Source organism: Tenacibaculum todarodis, from assembly GCF_001889045.1.
GTDB lineage: Bacteria > Bacteroidota > Bacteroidia > Flavobacteriales > Flavobacteriaceae > Polaribacter > Polaribacter todarodis.
Window position 1 is genome coordinate 1,023,006 of the sequence record NZ_CP018155.1, and the last position, 18,963, is coordinate 1,041,968.

The 18,963-nt window shown below is 27.9% G+C and carries 17 protein-coding genes; 1 reads left to right on the plus strand and 16 read right to left on the minus strand.

Features of this window, described 5'->3' with window-relative positions:
• Positions 1-2: 2 nt before the first annotated feature.
• The 12 genes from LPB136_RS04695 to LPB136_RS04750 form a co-directional block, all read right to left on the minus strand.
• Complete coding sequence (locus LPB136_RS04695) at positions 3-596, minus strand: acyltransferase (protein WP_072555019.1); 594 nt, start codon at positions 594-596, stop codon at positions 3-5.
• Complete coding sequence (locus LPB136_RS04700; RefSeq protein ID WP_072555020.1) at positions 597-1,982, minus strand: hypothetical protein; 1,386 nt, start codon at positions 1,980-1,982, stop codon at positions 597-599.
• Complete coding sequence (neuC, locus tag LPB136_RS04705) at positions 1,982-3,106, minus strand: UDP-N-acetylglucosamine 2-epimerase (RefSeq protein WP_072555021.1); 1,125 nt, start codon at positions 3,104-3,106, stop codon at positions 1,982-1,984. Before neuC ends, LPB136_RS04700 begins: the two co-directional genes overlap by 1 nt.
• 29 nt (positions 3,107-3,135) lie before the next feature.
• Positions 3,136-4,071 carry a glycosyltransferase family 2 protein gene (locus tag LPB136_RS04710; RefSeq protein ID WP_072555022.1) on the minus strand — a complete coding sequence of 312 codons (936 nt, stop codon included), beginning with the start codon at positions 4,069-4,071 and terminating at the stop codon, positions 3,136-3,138.
• A gap of 45 nt (positions 4,072-4,116) precedes the next feature.
• Positions 4,117-5,163: an N-acetylneuraminate synthase family protein gene (locus LPB136_RS04715; protein WP_072555023.1), complete on the minus strand. Its 1,047-nt coding sequence runs from the start codon at positions 5,161-5,163 to the stop codon at positions 4,117-4,119.
• The gene (locus LPB136_RS04720) at positions 5,156-5,824 is read right to left on the minus strand and encodes an acylneuraminate cytidylyltransferase family protein (RefSeq protein WP_072555024.1); all 669 of its coding nucleotides are present in this window, start codon (positions 5,822-5,824) and stop codon (positions 5,156-5,158) included. Before LPB136_RS04720 ends, LPB136_RS04715 begins: the two co-directional genes overlap by 8 nt.
• A gap of 105 nt (positions 5,825-5,929) precedes the next feature.
• Positions 5,930-6,832: a glycosyltransferase family 2 protein gene (locus tag LPB136_RS04725; protein WP_072555025.1), complete on the minus strand. Its 903-nt coding sequence runs from the start codon at positions 6,830-6,832 to the stop codon at positions 5,930-5,932.
• Complete coding sequence (locus LPB136_RS04730; RefSeq protein WP_072555026.1) at positions 6,825-8,078, minus strand: glycosyltransferase family protein; 1,254 nt, start codon at positions 8,076-8,078, stop codon at positions 6,825-6,827. Before LPB136_RS04730 ends, LPB136_RS04725 begins: the two co-directional genes overlap by 8 nt.
• Complete coding sequence (locus LPB136_RS04735) at positions 8,068-8,925, minus strand: glycosyltransferase family 2 protein (protein ID WP_083426180.1); 858 nt, start codon at positions 8,923-8,925, stop codon at positions 8,068-8,070. Before LPB136_RS04735 ends, LPB136_RS04730 begins: the two co-directional genes overlap by 11 nt.
• The gene (locus LPB136_RS04740) at positions 8,912-9,718 is read right to left on the minus strand and encodes a glycosyltransferase family protein (RefSeq protein ID WP_072555028.1); all 807 of its coding nucleotides are present in this window, start codon (positions 9,716-9,718) and stop codon (positions 8,912-8,914) included. The genes LPB136_RS04735 and LPB136_RS04740 overlap by 14 nt, the downstream gene beginning before the upstream one ends.
• A complete protein-coding gene (locus tag LPB136_RS04745; protein ID WP_072555029.1) occupies positions 9,708-11,009 on the minus strand; it encodes an ABC transporter ATP-binding protein in 1,302 nt (433 codons plus the stop codon). The genes LPB136_RS04740 and LPB136_RS04745 overlap by 11 nt, the downstream gene beginning before the upstream one ends.
• Position 11,010: 1 nt before the next feature.
• The gene (locus tag LPB136_RS04750; RefSeq protein ID WP_072555030.1) at positions 11,011-11,865 is read right to left on the minus strand and encodes an ABC transporter permease; all 855 of its coding nucleotides are present in this window, start codon (positions 11,863-11,865) and stop codon (positions 11,011-11,013) included.
• Positions 11,866-12,104: 239 nt separating this feature from the next.
• On the opposite strand from LPB136_RS04750, the gene LPB136_RS04755 reads away from it, so the two are divergent.
• On the plus strand, positions 12,105-12,572 hold the full coding sequence (locus LPB136_RS04755) for a GNAT family N-acetyltransferase (protein WP_072555031.1): 468 nt from the start codon (positions 12,105-12,107) through the stop codon (positions 12,570-12,572).
• An 8-nt stretch (positions 12,573-12,580) separates the two neighbouring features.
• On the opposite strand, the gene LPB136_RS14230 is transcribed toward LPB136_RS04755, so the two are convergent.
• The 4 genes from LPB136_RS14230 to LPB136_RS04775 form a co-directional block, all read right to left on the minus strand.
• The gene (locus tag LPB136_RS14230) at positions 12,581-14,836 is read right to left on the minus strand and encodes a VWA domain-containing protein (RefSeq protein ID WP_072555032.1); all 2,256 of its coding nucleotides are present in this window, start codon (positions 14,834-14,836) and stop codon (positions 12,581-12,583) included.
• Between the two features lie 26 nt (positions 14,837-14,862).
• Entirely contained in the window at positions 14,863-15,384 is a 522-nt protein-coding gene (locus LPB136_RS04765; protein WP_072555033.1) for a hypothetical protein, read from the minus strand.
• Between the two features lie 363 nt (positions 15,385-15,747).
• Positions 15,748-18,009 carry an OmpA family protein gene (locus LPB136_RS04770; RefSeq protein ID WP_162272274.1) on the minus strand — a complete coding sequence of 754 codons (2,262 nt, stop codon included), beginning with the start codon at positions 18,007-18,009 and terminating at the stop codon, positions 15,748-15,750.
• Positions 18,010-18,022: 13 nt separating this feature from the next.
• Positions 18,023-18,958, minus strand: a complete 936-nt coding sequence (locus tag LPB136_RS04775; protein WP_083426229.1) for a PorP/SprF family type IX secretion system membrane protein — start codon at positions 18,956-18,958, stop codon at positions 18,023-18,025.
• Positions 18,959-18,963 lie beyond the last annotated feature (5 nt).

Here is an 18,963-nt window from a genome sequence, read left to right on the forward strand (position 1 = left end):
ATCTACCATTCTTTCCTCCAATCTATATTATTTTTAACAACTTTAGCAGGATTACCAGCTATAATACTATTTGTTTCTAAATAATTTTTAGTCACTACGCTACCTAGGCCTATTAAATTTACATTTCCAATTTTAACTCCTGGTGCTATAGATACGTTTGACGCTACATAAACATTATTTCCTATAAAAACAGTAAGATCCTTATCTAATTTAGTATGAATAGAACCATGTGTCCAAATCTGACTATTTTTCCCTGCTAACCATGTGTTTTCTCCTATAGTTACATTATTGTATAAGTCTATAAAATGGTCATTAATTATTCTACTTTTTTTACCTATTGTAAAATTAGCCGAACCTATTATTTTATTCCCGCTATGAATACTAACTCCGTTATCAATTTTTAAAATGTTACAAGATATATTATTATTGCCTCTAATTAATACATTATTACCAATTTCAACTTTTTTTGCATTAATAACACATTTACCAATTTTAACATTACTTCCTATTTTATATCCTAAAAAGAATCTGTAAAAAAAGACCCTCAAACTATTTGATGGAAGTCTTTTTACAATAGCAAAAAATATTTTTTTCATTTAGAATGATTTTAAAGCTTCAACTATTCTCTTACTTGTACCTTCTAAAGGTTTTCCTATTTCTAAATCAATTAGATTTTTTCTATACGCTTTCCTTAAATTAGGTTGGGTTAATGCTTCTTTAATTTGTTCATGTAATTCTTCTTCATTTTTTGCAATTGTAATAGCTTTACTATTTATAACATGTTCTAAATGTGCATATTTTAAAAACAATTGATCATTATAAAGCCCATTTTCTTCATTACCAAAAACAGTATAAATAACAGGTTTATCAAATAACAAAAAATCTAATCCCATAGTAGAACACATATTTATGTTTAAATCAGAAAATTCTAACAACGCCCTTAAATCTTTAACATCTTCAATTGATGGAATACGTTGCGACCAAGATTCTGCATGATTGTTTCTTGCTAATTCCCACTTAGGAATATTCCATATAATTTCTGGAAATTTACTTTTAATTTCCTCAAATCTTAAACCATCTTCTGCTGGTGAAGTTCTAACCAAAAGTTGTAAATTTAATTTTGGATTATTAATAAGATATTGCATTACAGAGGCAATATGAACACTATCATTTGCACCAATACTTTTATCTGCACAACTATAACAAATTATGCCTTTAGTAGTATCTAAATTAAATTTTTTGAAGAAACTTGATCTATCAATTTTGTACTTGTCCATTGCATATGGTTCAAATTGTGGTGTTCCAATTACGTTGATTTCTTCTTCTTTAATCTCGGAGTAAAAGTGTTTTAATTCTTTTCTCATTAAATTACTCCAAACTAAATAATAATCAAAATTTGAAGCCATTCTACCTTTTGAAGCTAAATTATCCCAACTAAAAATAAAGGCTGCTGTTTTTATTTTTAGTTTTTGAGCAACATAAACTAAAGGAGCTATATAAGGAGGTCTTTGATGTGTAAAAAATAATAAATCAAAATTTTCTTGTTTTAAAACATCTTGATATTGATTGGTAATTCTATTTCTCGAAAATGTAAAGTTTTGTAATTTCTGATAGGTTTGAATATTTTTTTCAGAATGAAAAAAACGAGTAAACTTATAAATTAATCGTGTACCGTAACCTCTTGTGGTTTTTAATTTAGATTTATTTATACTTAAGTTATGCTGAATTCCAAAATTTCCTTTTGCATGTAATTTTAAATGTGCTACTTCTTTAGTTTTTCTAAAAAACCATGTTTTATATTGTTCATTAAAAACTTCTAATTCTATAATATTACATGTTGTGTGTCCTTTATAAACCTCAGCTGGCAAGCAGGACAATATAACAATGCTATCAAATTCTTTTGTAGCTTCCTCTAGAAAATTACTTAAAATATAATTCCTAAAACCTACACCATCTGTTATAACTAACCCTAATTTTTTCATTATAATTTAATAAATTGTTTTTGGTGATTAGTTTCCCAAAAAGATTCCATCTTTAATGTATTTAAAAATGCTTGAGCACTATTACCTGTTCCAAATGCTTTAACTTCTATTGGTGTACTAATTTTACTTTTTGTTATTGCATCTAGTATTTCTTGCTCACTATAATTAGTGTTAATGATAGATTCTAAAGCAGAACGATTATCTTGCCTAGTTCCTATATTAATAGTAGGAATACCATAGTAAGGCGCTTCTCTAATGCCTGCACTACTATTTCCTATTATAAATTCTGCATTTTTGAGTAAGGTTAAAAAATATTCGAATCTAACAGATGGAAATACTCTAAAACGGTCATTTTTCATAAGTTTTTTGTAAGTATTTATTATAACCTTACTTCCTAAATCATTATTAGGAAAAATAACTACGTAGTTTTTTTCACTTTTAATTAAGGCTTTAACAAAGTTATTAGAGTATAATTCTATGTTATTATACTCTGTTGTTACAGGATGGAACATTGCTACTGCATAGTTAGAGAATTGAATGTTATAATATGTTTTTACGGTATTTAAATCTGGTAAATTATTAGAAAACATTATATCAATATCTGGAGAACCAATAGTATAAATAGATTCAGACAATTCCCCCATTTGTTTTAAGAGTTTTTTTGCTTTTTCATTTGCTACAAAATGAATATGGCTCATTTTACTAGTTGCATGACGAATAAGTTCGTCTATTGTACCAGATAATTCTCCTCCTTCTATATGTGCTACTAAAATATTATTTAAACTCCCAACAATTGCTCCTGCTAATGCTTCTACTCTATCTCCATGAATAACAATTAAGTCTGGTTTAGTTTTTTTAACAAATTCCGAAAAACCTGAAATAGTCTTAGCCAAAGTTAAATCCATTGTGGCTTCATGTGTATGGTTATTAAATGTAGCGATGTTTTTAAAACCACAACGTTCTACTTCAATAAGTGTATAACCATAATCTTCTAACATATGCATTCCGGTAACAAAAATATGAGCTTCAAAATTTTCTTGAACCTCAATAATTTCTATTAACGATTTTATTTTACCAAAATCTGCACGGGTGCCTGTTAAAAATGCTATTTTTTTATTTGACATTGATTATGCTTACTACTTTTTTTTCAAAATTATTTTAATAAAGAATCTCCTTTTCCTATAAATTTATAACTAATACTTGCAGTGATAAATTTTATTAACCAAATAAAATATAACTTATGTTTTAAAGGGTTATTAAATACAAATTTTAAGATATCAAGTTCATTGGTTCTTAAGGATCTATAATTTTTATATAGTTCTATATATACAAACATCAATGTATTAACAGATACTCCATATTCTTTTAATTTAATAATTCTTTGCTTTAAAACATTATGAATACTTAATGCTACATCTTTAGAAAAATTATTAGAAATTGTATCAGAATGTTGTCTATAACCAACTAAAAAATCATCTAAAAAACATATTCTTATATCACTTTTCATTAACATTCTTATATGAAAATCTCTATCTTGTCCTTTTAATAATTTTTCTGACATTAACGTTTTATTATTAAGGTATGCTTTACTCCACATAGGGTCACATACATACCAACTACATTTTAATTGTACAAAATCTTCTAATAAATTAGAACTGTTAACGGTTCTCTTTTCTTGTCCAATTATATTAGTTATAAGATCTTTAAAAAATTCAGTCTTAGATATTACACAGTTTATATTTTTATTTTTTAAAAAACAGTTTACTTTCAATTCTAAAAATTTATGATACATAATATCATCACTATCAAACCAATTAATATAATCGCCTTTTGCAACAGAAAAACCGTAATTTCTACAGCTATTTGCACCCTTAATTAAATTACTAGGGCGTTTATATATTTTAATTCTATCATCTTTTTTTTGATATTTTTCTAATAAATCAATAGTTCCATCTGTACTTCCATCATCAACCAAAATACATTCCCAATTTGTATAACTTTGTGATATAACAGAATCTAAAGTTTCTTCGATTAAATAAACTCTATTATAAATAGGAATTAGTATAGAAACTAAAGGGTTACTTTTCATTTTTTTACACTTTATTTATTATAATATTAAATTCATCTTTAATATTTATAATTCTATTAAGCTCCATGTTAATTGTTCATCATCTTTAATAGCTTCTTTAGCTATTTTCCCTAAAACATTATCAAAATCTTCAGCTAAAATCTCACCAGTTCCTGGTCTTTTAACCCAAATGTTATCTTTGGTAAAAACCTCTCCCTTTTTAATTGGTTTAATAGTACAAACTGTTGCAAAAGCAAAATCTATAGTTACTTGCTCTTCTTTTGCAGGTTGTTTTGTACCTCCTCGCATTAATGCCATTTCTGCACTTCCAATTATTAATTCTTTACATCCTTGCTCATCCATACTGCAAACAATATCCGGACCTGTACGTTGCATGTGGTCTGTAAAATGACGTTCTAAAATTGAACCTCCAAGTGCTACTGCTCCTAAACAAGCATTGTTATTTAAAGTATGGTCACTTAAACCAAATACTTTATCTGGAAATGCTTCATGCAGTTCCATCATGGCTCCAAAACGCACTAAATGTGTAGGTGTTGGATATAAATTTGTAGTATGTAATAAAGCAACTGGCACTTTATGTTTATCAAAAATAGCGACTGCTTTTTCTACACTCTCAATAGTATTCATTCCTGTACTTAAAATTACTGGCTTTCCAAATTGTGCAATATGTTCTAATAATGGATAATTATTACATTCTCCAGAGCCTATTTTATAAGCAGGAATATCGAATTTCTTCAATCGTTCTGCTGCTGCTCTAGAAAATGGTGTAGAAATAAAAATCATTCCTTTAGATTCTACATAATTTTTAAGAACTAGTTCGTCTTCTTCATTTAAAGAACAACGTTCCATAATTTCGTAAATGGAAACATCTGCATTACCAGGAATTACTTTTTTAGCTGCACCACTCATTTCATCTTCTACAATATGCGTTTGATGTTTTATAACCTCAACACCTGCTCTATGCGCTGCATCTACCATTTCCTTTGCTATTTGCAAAGAACCTTCATGGTTTATGCCAATTTCTGCAATAACCAAAGGTGGAAAATCTTGTCCAACTTTACGACCTGCAATTTCTATATATGGTTTATTCATTTTTGTGTTTATTATAAAGGTATTCTGCAAAATCAAAATCTTCTTGTGTATCAATGTCTATACTAGCAAATGGATGATTAATTTCCATTGGAAATGCATCTTCTGTAATAATTTTGTCATTTAAAATATGTTCTACTTTTGTAATGTAGAGCAAACCATTTTCAAAAAATAAAGGTTCTAAATCTTGACTGCGTTGTCCGGGTTTATAAGTAGATGGTACAAATTTATTATTTATAATCTTTCCTAGCTTATGTTTGTTTTTACTAACAGTCATAAGACTACCAAAATTTCCTGCTGTAAAAATTTTAAAAGCATCTTGTAATAAATTCTTAGGCCTTAATGGATTTGTTGGTTGTAATAAAATTACATTATCATATTTTTTTCCTAAAACCTCTATACTATGTTTCATTACAGCGACAGATGGTGTCAAATCTCCAGAAATTTCTTTTGGTCTATCCACCACAGTTACATTATGTTCTAATGCTATTTTTTTTATTTCTGGATGATCTGTAGATACTATAATATCTAAATTTAGACCACTATTCTCTTTAGCAAAATTAATACTATGTGCCACTAATGAAACTCCTTCTAACAACATTATATTCTTATTAGGTAATCTTTTGGATCCTCCTCTAGCAGGTATTATTACTGCGTTTTTCATCGTTTTCATCTAAAACATTAATTCTAATGGTTAATTATTATTTTTTTATTATGATTAATCCTTAACAAACTAGACGTACTATTTCTGCTATTGTAAAAATCATAATTATTTTTCTGGAGACCAATAAATCTTTGTTGGTGATAATTTTTGATACTCTTTTAATTCCTTTTTAGTAAATCTATTTTTAAGTTTATAAATATTAGGCAAGTTAAGAAACAAATCTACTTTTGCTTGTAATAAGGCTATTAATACTCTAAAATCTCCCTTAAAAACCTTAGATTTTAACTGCATATAAATTGAATATAAAATCTTTTTAGGGATTTTTGATTTTGGATAAAAAAGAAAATACAAATACCATCCTGATCGAATAGACCTCCTTAACCTAAGGTTATAATCTTTTGTCTTTTTCCTTGCTTTATTATCTACTCTATGGTGCACTAATATTTTTGGTACATAATGAATTTCAATATCTTTTTTAAACAATTGATAGGATGCAAAGTCTTCTTCTCCATAAAACTGAAACCAAGCAGGATACTCTGGTATTGATTCCCAACTTTCTTTTCTCCAAACATGTCCACAACCTACAAAACCTTTAACTCTTTCTGGTGTGTTTTTACTTGCTGTTTTAAAAGGCAAATTTTTGCTCCAAAAAATTCTACAAGCTATAACACCACATTCTAAGTTTTTTAGAAAATAATCTTCTATATTTTCTAAAACATTATCGGACAAAAAATTAGCATCATCATCTAAAGAAATAACATAATTACCTTTAGATAAGCTATTTAAAACATTTCTATTATAGATTAAACCAAGGCTTTTATCATTAAAAATTAAAGTATGTTTTTTATAGGATTCTTTTAAAAAATCTTGAGTTCCATCTGAAGAAAAATCATCTACAATTAAAAGTTCTACATCTTCTCTTTCTAATAAACTATTAAGAGAATTTAAAGTGAATTTTAAATCGTTAATTCGGTTTTTTGTAGTGATTACAATAGAAAACTTAATCATTAATTATAGTTTTAAGTTGTTTGTCTAAAAACTGAACATCTACATAATCTTCTAAATCTTTTCTATTTAATTTTTGATTTTCGCCTTTTAACCAATTTAAGTATAACGTTTCAATGTGTTGCGCTATTAGCTCAACATTATCTGCTTCCGATACAAATTTATATTGATTTCCCAATAAGCGTTTCGTTTCACTATAATGTGGCCCTAATAATAATATTGGTTTATCTGCTGAAACACAGTGCGGAAATTTACCCGGTAAAAATGGACTAATTTCCGATTTTGATTCTAAAATAATATTTACAGATACCTTCTTTTGAAGTTCATTTATAATTTCAAAATCTACATATCCATCTATATAAATTGTATCATTTTTTATTGTGCTTAAATATTCTTTATGATAACTATTTGGCCCAATTAATAACAATTGAGAAGTATTATTAGCTTCTTTATTGTTTTCTAAAAATTTTAAATACCCTTCAATTAAACCTTTTGGGCTTCTTTGTTTCATTAAATTACCCGCATGTAATAATGAAAACTTAGTAGCATTAAAATGATTTGGTAAATTGATATCAGCCAACTTATTACTTTCTATATTTTGGTGTGGTATAATAACACCTGTATTAAGAAAGTTTGGGTAATAACTTCCCATCCATTCTTTTAGTAACAAACTTGGAAATGCAGAATACTTTGCTTTTTCTGATACTTCTCTAAAAAATGCTTCTTTAAATTTGTATCCTTTTTCTACCCAATTATAAGGCCTTGGATAATAATGAAACGGATAAGGATCATGCACATAAGCTAACCATTTGTTTTGCAACTTTGGTAACTTTAACATTGCATAATGTGGTCTAAAACTAGCGCCTTTACTTAAAGTGATAATTAAATCTTCTGAGTTATAATGTTCTTTTAATGCCTTAGAAATACTTTTAGTATCATTAAAAAAAGTAAATGAATGTCCAAATATATTTTCTAAAAAATTAGACATATCAACTTTTAAAACTCTACTTATAACTCTTTGTGTTCTGCTTAAAAGATAGTTTATAAAAAACTTTGTTTCTTTAATATTTACACATTCAATATTATTATCTAAACGTATTTCTTTCCGAGAATAATGTAAAACTTTTACCTTATAGCCTAATTTATAAATATTGTTAATTAAAGCAACATTGGCTTTTGAGCCACTGCTATCATTAACATCTATAGATTCAGATAAGATTAGAACTGATTTTACTGTATTATTTTTCATTAAAATACAACCTTTTTAATGAAACTATTCTAAACAAAAAACCTTTGAACAAGCCTTCTGTTATACTATAATATATTGCTTTACTTTTTATAAATTGTTTTCTAAACCTTAAATTTCTTGCAGTGTCTTTATTAGAACCCTGACTTATATGCACAATTTCTGCTTTTGGTTCAATCATACACTTAGTATTTGGTAACTTTTGTTTTATTCTAAAACAGAGTTCTGTTTCTTCAAAATATAAGAAAAAACGTTTATCAAATACACCAATTTTATCTAACACTTCTTTTCTGACAAAAAAGTCTGCTCCAGATACATAGTCAACTTCAATAGAAGTCTTAGGAGGTCTAGGTATATTATTTATACTTCTAGGTTTCTTATATTTATAAAAGTGTTTTAAAAATGAATTATTAATGAAATTTTGATAATCTGGAAAGCTACCTGCAAAAACATTTGTTTCTAAATTCTGTTTAAACAACATACCTCCTACAACTGCAACATTTTTATTTTTAGCACTCTCCATAAAATCAAATAAAATCTTAATCGCATTATTTAATAAATATGTGTCTGTATTTAACAAGAAACAATATTTTCCTTTTGCAATTCTAAGACCAACGTTATTTGCTCTTCCAAAACCTTCATTGGTTTTATTTTCTATTAATTTTATAGATGGAAAACTTTCAGATATAAGCTTTACAGACTCATCTTTTGAGTCATTATCTACAACAATTATTTCATATAAAATACCTGATGTGTTTTTTATAACAGAAGCTATTGCTTGGCAAGTAAGTTTTGCTGTATTATAATTAACAAATATTATACTAACATCTATTATTTTATTTTTCATCATAATGCTTCTCAATTAAAACTCCATTTTCATCAACTCTCCAAGATCCAGATTTACTTGCTGTTTTCATATAATAAATCTCCTCATTAGTAAGATTTTTATTGTTTAAGTACCAACCCATATGTCTTGCTAAAAAGGGTGTTTTGGTTCTTATAGCTCTATAGAAATTATTAAATTTAAATGTTTGTTTTGGCCTATATAATGCAAAAGTAGTGTCTATATCTGCTATATAATCTTCTTCTAAATCTTTATCAACCCAAAATTTTTTTTCCCAATTAATTACTTTTTCCTTATTAGAATTGTGATTTGGTAAATCATCTATTTTAAGACTAAAACCAACTTTAGTTATATCTTTATTACTATCTAACTTCTTCTTAAAATAAGATAGAAAATCTTGAGGGCACTTTTCTATAGGAATAACATCTGGATCTGTTACAACATAATAACCTTTTCCATAAAAATTAAAATATTCTTTATTATTCCAAAAAACTCTATGACCTTGATTCTTCTTATTTTTTAATACAGAGACTGTATTTTCAATTTCAGAATAATATTCTAATAGAGGTGGATAAGTTGATAAGTTATCTATTATTACAATATTATTATATTCGAATTTTATTAAAAATGAAACAAGTTTTTTTAAATTTTCTAATTGATTAAAATTTATTATTACAATTGGTATTTTTTTGTAATCTTTAATTTGTTCTCTTACTATTTTATTAAAATTACTATTGTAAAAATCCCACCAAATAAATAACTTCTTTTTAATATATAGTTTCAAAAAATTACTTCTCATAAACCTTATTATTTAATAAAAAATAACCATGTTGTTTACCTCTAGGTACTTTATTGGTGTTATAAAAATCTGTTTCTATTACAGAAAAGATAATTTCATTTTTTAAGAAATCAAAAACATTATTTTTAGCATCTGCTCCCCATAAAGAAAGACAGTAATCCATTGCTCTAAAATTAAAATTAGCAATTTCAAACTGAATCTTATTATTTCCTTCTTTTAAAATTATTTTTTGTTGCGTAAACTCGTTACTTACATTAGAAACAGGGTTATTCATTGCGTCAGAAATATCTAATGAAATAAAAACTTCTCTTAATTCTTTAAAATTACTAATTTCAATATCTATAAATACCTTTTCACTACCAGAATATACTTTATTTATATCGTTATATAAAACACCTTTATACAAACTAGATAGTTTTATACTTTTAAATTTGGCAGATTTATCTCCTCTTCTAAATTTTAAATCAATTAAGTTTTCATATTTTTTTATAGAAGATTCTTTATTTAAATACTTTATAATTCCATTCTCTACATTTCCTTCAAAAGACACTTTTCCATCTTCTAATGTAATTAGTCTTGTACATAAATTTTGAATTGCCATCATATCATGACTCACAAACAAAACCGTTCTTCCGTCTCCTTGAGAAATATCTTGCATCTTACCAATTGCTTTCTTTTGAAATTCTGCGTCTCCAACAGCTAAAACTTCATCAACCACTAAAATATCGGGTTCTAAATGTGCAGCAACTGCAAAAGCTAAACGTACTTTCATTCCGCTAGAATACCGTTTTACTGGCGTATCTACATAACGTTCACAACCAGAAAAATCTATAATTTCATCTAATTTAGACGCTATTTCTTTTTTGGTCATTCCTAAGATTGCACCATTTAAAAAGATATTTTCTCTACCAGTCATTTCTGGATGAAAACCGGTACCAACCTCTAACAAAGAAGCAATTCTTCCTTTAGATTTTATACTTCCTGTTGTTGGTCCTGTTACTTTAGATAATATTTTTAGAAGTGTAGATTTTCCTGCTCCGTTTTTACCTATAATTCCAAGAACTTCACCTCGTTTAACTTCAAAATTAATATCTTTTAATGCCCAAACATATTCCGAAGAGCCTTTAGCACTTCTATCGTTAGCTTCTCCTATTTTTAAATACGGATCTTCTTTTCCTCTAATTTTTGCCCACCATCTATTTAAATCGTGGCTTATAGTTCCTGTACCAACCGTTCCTAAACGATATTGTTTAGATAAATTTTCAACCTTTAAAATTACATCATCTTTCATCTTAAATAGTATCAATAAAGGTTTTTTCAGTTTTATTAAAAATAAGCAACCCTAATAAAAAAATAATTATTGAAATTGAAACCATATACACAAGTTGTAAAATAGAGACAACCCCAGTTCCTAAAACAATATTTCTAAAAGTTTCTATAACCGTTGTCATAGGATTATATTCAACAATCCAAGCATATTCTGGCGCTTTCTGTTTAACAATTTCTAACGGATACATTACCGCAGACAAGTACATTAATAATTGCACACCAAAGCCAATTAAAAAGGTTAAATCTCTATATTTTGTAACCATAGAAGAAATTACCATTCCCAATCCTAAGCCTAACAATCCCATAGAAATAACCAAAAATGGTAAATAAATAATTTGCCAATTTAGATTTACTTCCATCCCTTTAAAAGCATAAATAGCATAAAAAAAAGCGAATATCAATAGCTGAATCCCAAATTTTAATAAATTTGAAACCACTACAGACATCGGCATTATTACTCTCGGAAAATAAACTTTTCCAAAAATATTTTCATTCTTTTTAAAAGTATCCGAAGTATTAGTTAAGCAATCTTTAAAATAATTCCAAGCTGTAATTCCTGCTAAGTTGAATAAAAATGAAGGAACCTCTCCTGTAGAAATATTAGCAATATTATTAAAAACCAAAGTAAAAATTATGGAAGTAAATAATGGTTGAATAATGTACCAAAGTGGGCCTAAAATAGTTTGCTTGTAAACTGTAATTACATCTCTTTTTACAAACAAAAAAAGCAAATCTCGATATTGCCAAACTTCTTTTAGATTTAAGTCTAATAAGTTTGTTTTGGGCGTAATTTCAAAAAGCCAATCATTTTTTTTCATTATTATTTAGGGGATAATAATTTTGAATTATACTCATTAAATACAAATATAATTTAAATTATGAATTACTAATTTTATTCAAGTCTTTTTTTTAAAAAATAATAGCTATAAATAGTACATATTTAATTTTAGCGTTACTTTTATTTTTCAAAACAAAAAAATAAAAGTCGGGCTTTACACTCTATCTTTTGTAAACACAAAAGGATGCCGTTTCAATCCCTAACGCAAGCTTATTAATTATGGAAAACTCTAACTTAGAAATTATAGCATTTCAACCAAAACACGCTAAAGCATTTCACGATTTAAATGTAGAATGGTTAGAAAAATATTTTTATGTAGAACCTTATGATAAAAAGGTTTTAAGCAATCCACAAGAATATATTATTGATAACGGTGGCTTTATTTTTGTTGCCAAGTATAACAATGAAGTAGCGGGTGTTGTAGCATTCATCAACCAAAAAACATTTTTTGAATTGAGTAAAATGGCAGTTTCTCCAAAATACCAAGGTTTAAAAATTGGTTTAAAACTAATGGATTTCTGTATCAATTTTGCTAAAAAACAACAATGGAAAAGTGTTACTTTATATTCGCACAGAAGTTTAAAAGCAGCAATAAACTTATACCATAAAGTAGGCTTTAAAGAGATTCCTTTAGAAACCGATTCTCATTATGAGCGTTCCGATATTAAGATGCTTTTAACACTGTAAATAATTTATTAAATCTCATTGTTAGGAGTAGAATCGATGTCATCCTCTTTATCTAATATTATTTCCGCAGTATTAGAGAATGTTCCAGCATCATTTACTGTAACCGCTAATTTTAATTCAAAAACATCTCCATTTGCAACAACAGTGTTTTTTAAATCCCAAACACCACTTGTATGGTTAAAGGCAGTTCCCGCAGGAATTGTAGATCCAGATCCATTATAAGTTAACCCAGTTGGAAGAGCATTTAAAACTTCTATTCCATGAGCATCAACTGGCCCATCATTTTTAAGTTTTAGAGTATAAAATATTGTTTCTCCAACTTTTGGTAAAGCATTATTAACACTTATTTTTAAACTTAAATCTGCTATACAAGAAACAATAATATTCTGTGTTGCCGTAGTACTATTTCCGCTAGAATCTGTAAACGTCCAAGTAACAACAGTTGTTCCTCTTGTTGTAATTGGAAAGTTTGTTGTTGTTGTTCCTGTAATAGTTCCTTCACAAACATCTGTCGTTGTTGGCGCTGTTGGTGTTGCACTACAATTAAAAGATTCGTCTAAAAGTGTTGGTGTTTCTGGGGCTAAAATATCTTTTGCAGTAACTGTTATTGTTTTGATTATCTCACAATCATTTTCATCAGTAACTGTTACAGTATAATCTCCATCAACTAAACTCGCTCTGTCTTCTGTATTAGGCCCATCACTCCAAGAATATGTATAAGAACCTTCTCCTCCTGATACTGATATATTAATTTCTCCATCATTAGTACCTGTACAACTTGCCTCAGTAATAGTTTCAGAAATAGACAATAATGCTGGTAAAATAATACTAGTTTCATCACTTACCATTTCTGCAGGGCAATTAGATTGATATGTTCCATTATATGCCAACTCTGCTTTAAAATTTCCTGTAAAATCTTCATTCCCTGCATAAGTAAAGGAACCAGATTCTGTATTTGAAGTCCCTATTTCCAAACCATTTAAAAAGAATTTCCACGAATAATTATTTGCAGTTGGCGTACAACTTAATTGGTTAATTGTAGCTGAATAATCTATAGTATCACACCCGTTTCTTGTTAAATTTGCTGTTGCTTCTGGACAAGGGATACAAACTTCTGGATTATTAAATACTCTTGTTTCTTCTAAACAACTTGAATTTATGTATTTCATAATAGAAACACCCGGGTCAGTTATACCACAAGTTTCTGTAGTAGCATTAATAGAATATTTTAAAGTAACCGTTTCATTAACTATCTTATCAATATTCCACTCAATTTTTTGCCCAATTACGTCTACAATTCCTTTACTAGCCGTTAAAGAATTGGGTACAATTCCAAAACTTGTTGGTATTTGATCATCAACTAAAGATTCTCCAGGAAGAGCTGTAGCTGCTGTTACTAATTGATTTAATATTTGATCATAAATTGTAGTTAAATCTGCAGCATTATCAGTATAAAAAGCTCCGCTATTTTGTATAGCGTCTAGTGTATTCTTTGATATCGTTTCTTGTGTAGTATCTAAACCTCCAGTAAAACCAACTGTAAAGACATTTTGATTATAATCCGCACCACCCACATTCAATGTTTTTAAATTATTGGCTGCAGCAATTGCCGCTGTTTGACATTGAGTATTTAATGTATTTGGACTACATTGATTGGTTGAAGGGTTTTGGTTTGTATTGGTATTATCAAAAGTTGCAACACCATCAGTTAATAAAATAACACTTCTAGAAGTTTTACAATCAAAAGTACCTTGAGGACTTGGTGGCTCTAATGCATTTTTTGCTTTAACAAATGCATCTTCAATGTTTGTTCCTCCACCAGCAGAGATAGCATTTATTTGGTTAATTATATTTTGTTTACCACTTACATTTGTTAAATTAATTTCTGTATTTGCAAAAGTATTATAAGTTACAATTGCTACTTTATTTAACTGATTAGGATCATTAATTGGGTCAAAAATATTATTAACAAAATCAATTGCAGCGTCTTGAGCAAATTCTAAAATTGTTGAATCATTTGAGTTTACAACTCCATCTCCATTACTATCAACTCTACTGTTCATACTCCCAGAATTATCAATTAACAAGACAACTTCTTGTGGTGCTTTTGATGGAGTACCAACTATAGTTAAGGTAATATCAAATTGTTTACAGTTTGTTGCATTCTCAATAATTTCTTTATTAATTATAATTTCTTGACCATAATTTACTTTGTAAACAAGAAAGAATACGATTATTAAAATAAGTCTAAAACTTTTTTTCATGACGTTATACTTTTTGGTAACTAAAATTACCTTAATTCTGGATTTGGGATGTACGTTTTAAGAATTGTAGAAACAATTACACCTTTACATTCAGGGGAAGAAACTTTAACCTTAGTTAAATTCCATTTATTAACGCTTTCATTATCAACTTTACTTAACTTAACTTTAAAAAGGTATTTTTCTCCTGGCTTTAATACAATTTCACCTATTGATTTATTCTTATTATTTAAAGTTAAAACCTTTAATTTTGATGTTTCAATTGCTTTTTTAGGTTTTGAAGAACGTCTTTGCGCTTTTTTTAATCCTTCTTTTGTATTTTCAATTTCAACTTTATAGCTAGTTTTTTTATTAGAAGTATTAATAAGAATTAACTTATAATTTATACTTTCTTTAAAAATTGATTTGGAATTTCTATTATTCTCAACTTTTAAAATAGCTGTACATTTATTTAAAAGATTACTTTTAGGAAATGGCTTTGTGATTTTAGTTAAGGATACATTAACTAAAACTATACATATAACACTTATATATTTTATAACTCTTTTCATTAATATTGTTTTAAATTACAAATCCTATTCCATTTTTGGATTTAGATTTAATAACTATTATTTTGACACAATAATTTGCTTAAAGTCACATTAATGTAAGAGTGTATTCTAGGAGAATTTCTTTTTTTTTTAGAAAAAAATGCTAAGAAAATAGCATTTAAAACATGGAGAAAATTTCTTTTTCTTAATATAAATCTACAGTTAAAAACTTATGTAAAATTATTTTTTACGTTAATTTACACAATAGAACAAACAAAAACTTCAGCCAAATGGCTGAAGTTTATTGACATAAAGTAGTAATATTGGGGGAATTGGAAACTAATTCAAGGAAAATAACTGAGGGTTAATTTCTACTTCATGATTTTATTTTTTTTGACTTTTTACTTCTATATTTTTCCCTCCACTAACTATATAGAAATATGAACGTCTATTTTCTTGATGTTCTTCTTTAGAGCATCGTACGCCATCTGAACATTTATTTAATAATTGATCTTCTCCAAAACCTGTTGCACTTTCAATTCTACCAGCACTTATACCTCTAGAAATAATATAACTTCCTGTAGATTTTGCTCTTCGGTCAGATAACAGTCTATTGTAGGATTTTTTACCACGACTGTCTGTATGTGCTTCAATTTTAATAACCATTTCTGGATTATTATTCATTACTGTTACAATATTTTCGAGTTCAAAAGCTGCATCTTCTCTAATGTTATACTTATCGTAATCAAAAAATATCGGGTTAATAACTATTTGATTACCTACAATTAAAGCCGTTAACACTAAATCTACATCGTTACTTTTACCATCTTCTGTAGTTGTGTATAATAATTTTTTATCTGATCTGTGATCTATTTTACTTCCTTGTATTGTTAGGCTAGTTTTACAAGGCGCATTACTAAACGTGTAGTTTCCTTTAGTATCACTTATAGTTTCTTCAATAATTCTACCTGAACTTTCAATAAGTTTTACCGTTGCTCCTGCTATTATTTCTCCTGTTCTTTTTTCTGTAACTGTACCAGTAATACTTTGGCTACATAACAAAGATTTTAAAGGAATGTTTACTGTATTTTCCAAACCATCTTTACCAGAAGTTTGATGTGTTTTTTGATTTGGCGCAAAAGTTTCTTTGGAAGCTTTTATAGTATAACTTTCTCCACAATCTGCTTCTAAAAAATTATACTTTCCGTTATCATTAGTAACAAATTGATCTATTTTTTTTCCGTTTGTATCAATTATTTCTACCAATGCGCCAGATATTGGATCACCTGTTTTAAGGTTTGTAATAACACCCGTAATAGTTTGTGTACAACTTGCTACAATAAAACTATAAATATCATCATCTCCTTTACCTCCTTTTCTATTGGATGAGAAAAAACCTTTATTTTTTTCTTTATTGGTAGTAAAACCAAAATCATCCATTTTACTATTAAATGGAGCGTGTATATTTTTTACTTCACTAAAACCTTTATCTTTTGTAAGTTTTGTTTCAAATATATCTAAAGCTCCTAAACCTAAATGTCCATCAGAAGAAAAATACAAAACACTGTCTTTACTCATATAAGGAAACATTTCTCTTCCTTCTGTATTAACATTTTTTCCTAAATTTTCTGGCTCGCCATACGTATTTCCATTAATTGAAACTTTATATAAATCTGTACTTCCGTAGCCATTTGGCATATCTGAAATAAAATAAAGTTCTTTTTCATTAGGACTTAAAGCCGGATGACCAATTGAAAAATCATTACTATTAAAAGGTAACTCTGTAATATTGTCCCATTTTCCATTTATTAAACGAGCTTTATATATTTTTAGAAATACTTCTCTATCTTTATTCTTTCCTAGTTTTTTACCATTATAATTATCTCTGGTAAAGTACATTGTTAAGCCATCTTTGGTTAGTATTGCATTGGCTTCATGAAACTTTGTTTGAACAGGTTCATCTAAAACTACCTTATCAATTAACTCTAAAACTTTTCCTTTATCTGTACCTCCTTCTAGGGTTTGCTCTTCTTTTTTAGCTATAAAAATATCTAAATATGGCTGTTCATTCCATCTATAAATTCTATTATTGGTTCCTTTACTTGGAGCTGAAGAAGAGAAATAAAAATTATCTTCATGTATAAACCCACCAAAATCTGAGTATTTTGTATTTAACGATACATTATGTACATTAATAACTTCTTTCTTTTTTTTCTGATACACTGTATCTGAATAAACATTTACATAGTTTGGTGTTAATTCTAAATTCTCATATCTAGTATCATCTGGCAGCAACTTTTTAAAAGCTTTCATTGCATCATCAGATTCTTTATATTTTCCATTACTTTTTAAAGATTTTGCATATTTAAATAAGTATTCCGGATCAACATAACTCTTATAATTTGTAATTAGCTTTTGATACCATTTTTCTGCTTTATCCATTTCTGAATTAAAATAATAGGAATCTGCTAAGCGTTGTAAAACTCTTTTTGTAGTGTCTCCATCCTGTATTAATTCTTTATATAATTCAGCAGATTTTACATACGCAAAATCTTCAAAATATCTATTTGCTAAATATCTACGCTGTCCAAAAGATTGGATTGTAATAAGTAAAACAAGAGTTAATAGTAGTTTTGGTGTTTTCATATCTTGATTTTTTTTAAAAGAATCTTGGAGATTTAACTGGTCCTTCTCTAAATATCTCATAACGCAACATTACTTCATGAGTTCCTGAGTTATAATTACTGTAGTTTGATGTTGTTAAGTCATAAGCATAACCAATGTTTAATCCATCGCTTACTTGAAAACCTAATAATGCACTTATAGAATCGTCCCATCTCCAGGCTAATCCTGCTCTAAACTTTTCATTAAACAAAAAGTTTGCTGAAATATCTAATGATAATGGTGCTCCTTCTACTCCTTTTAACAAAGCGGCTGGTTTAAACTTAATATTTTCACTTAAATCAAAAACATAACCTGTTATTAAAAAGAAATGTAAACGCTCAACAGCTACACTTTCAATATTATCATCGTAATGATCTGTTCTTATAAAGTTTGGTACTGCTAAACCTACATACCATTTTGGTTTATGAAAATAAACTCCTGCTCCTAATGTTGGTAAGAACTTGTTGTTTATATTGGTGTTAAATCTTGGTTCTGGACTCTGAAAAGTTCCTCTACTCCAATCTACATTCAATAAACGTCCTCCAAATTTTAACCCTAAAGCTAAGTTTCCATCTTCACCTGTTCTAATAGTATATGAGACATTGGCATCGATATAAGTTTCATGTGATGGTCCTAATTTATCATTCACCAAGTTGATTCCTAAACCTACTCCGGAATAGCCTAATGGAGTATCATAACTTAATGTTTGAGTGTCTGGTGCTCCATCAAAACCAACCCATTGAGTTCTTCCCAAAGCAGTTACTGTGGTATGACCACGAGATCCTGCATAGGCAGGATTCACGCTCATTGTATTATACATATACTGTGTAAATTGTGGATCTTGCTGTGAAAACCCGTCTACTGATATTAATAGCAGAATTAATACAGGAACAATTAATTTTTGGATGTTCATTCTTGATATTGCTTTCATAACTT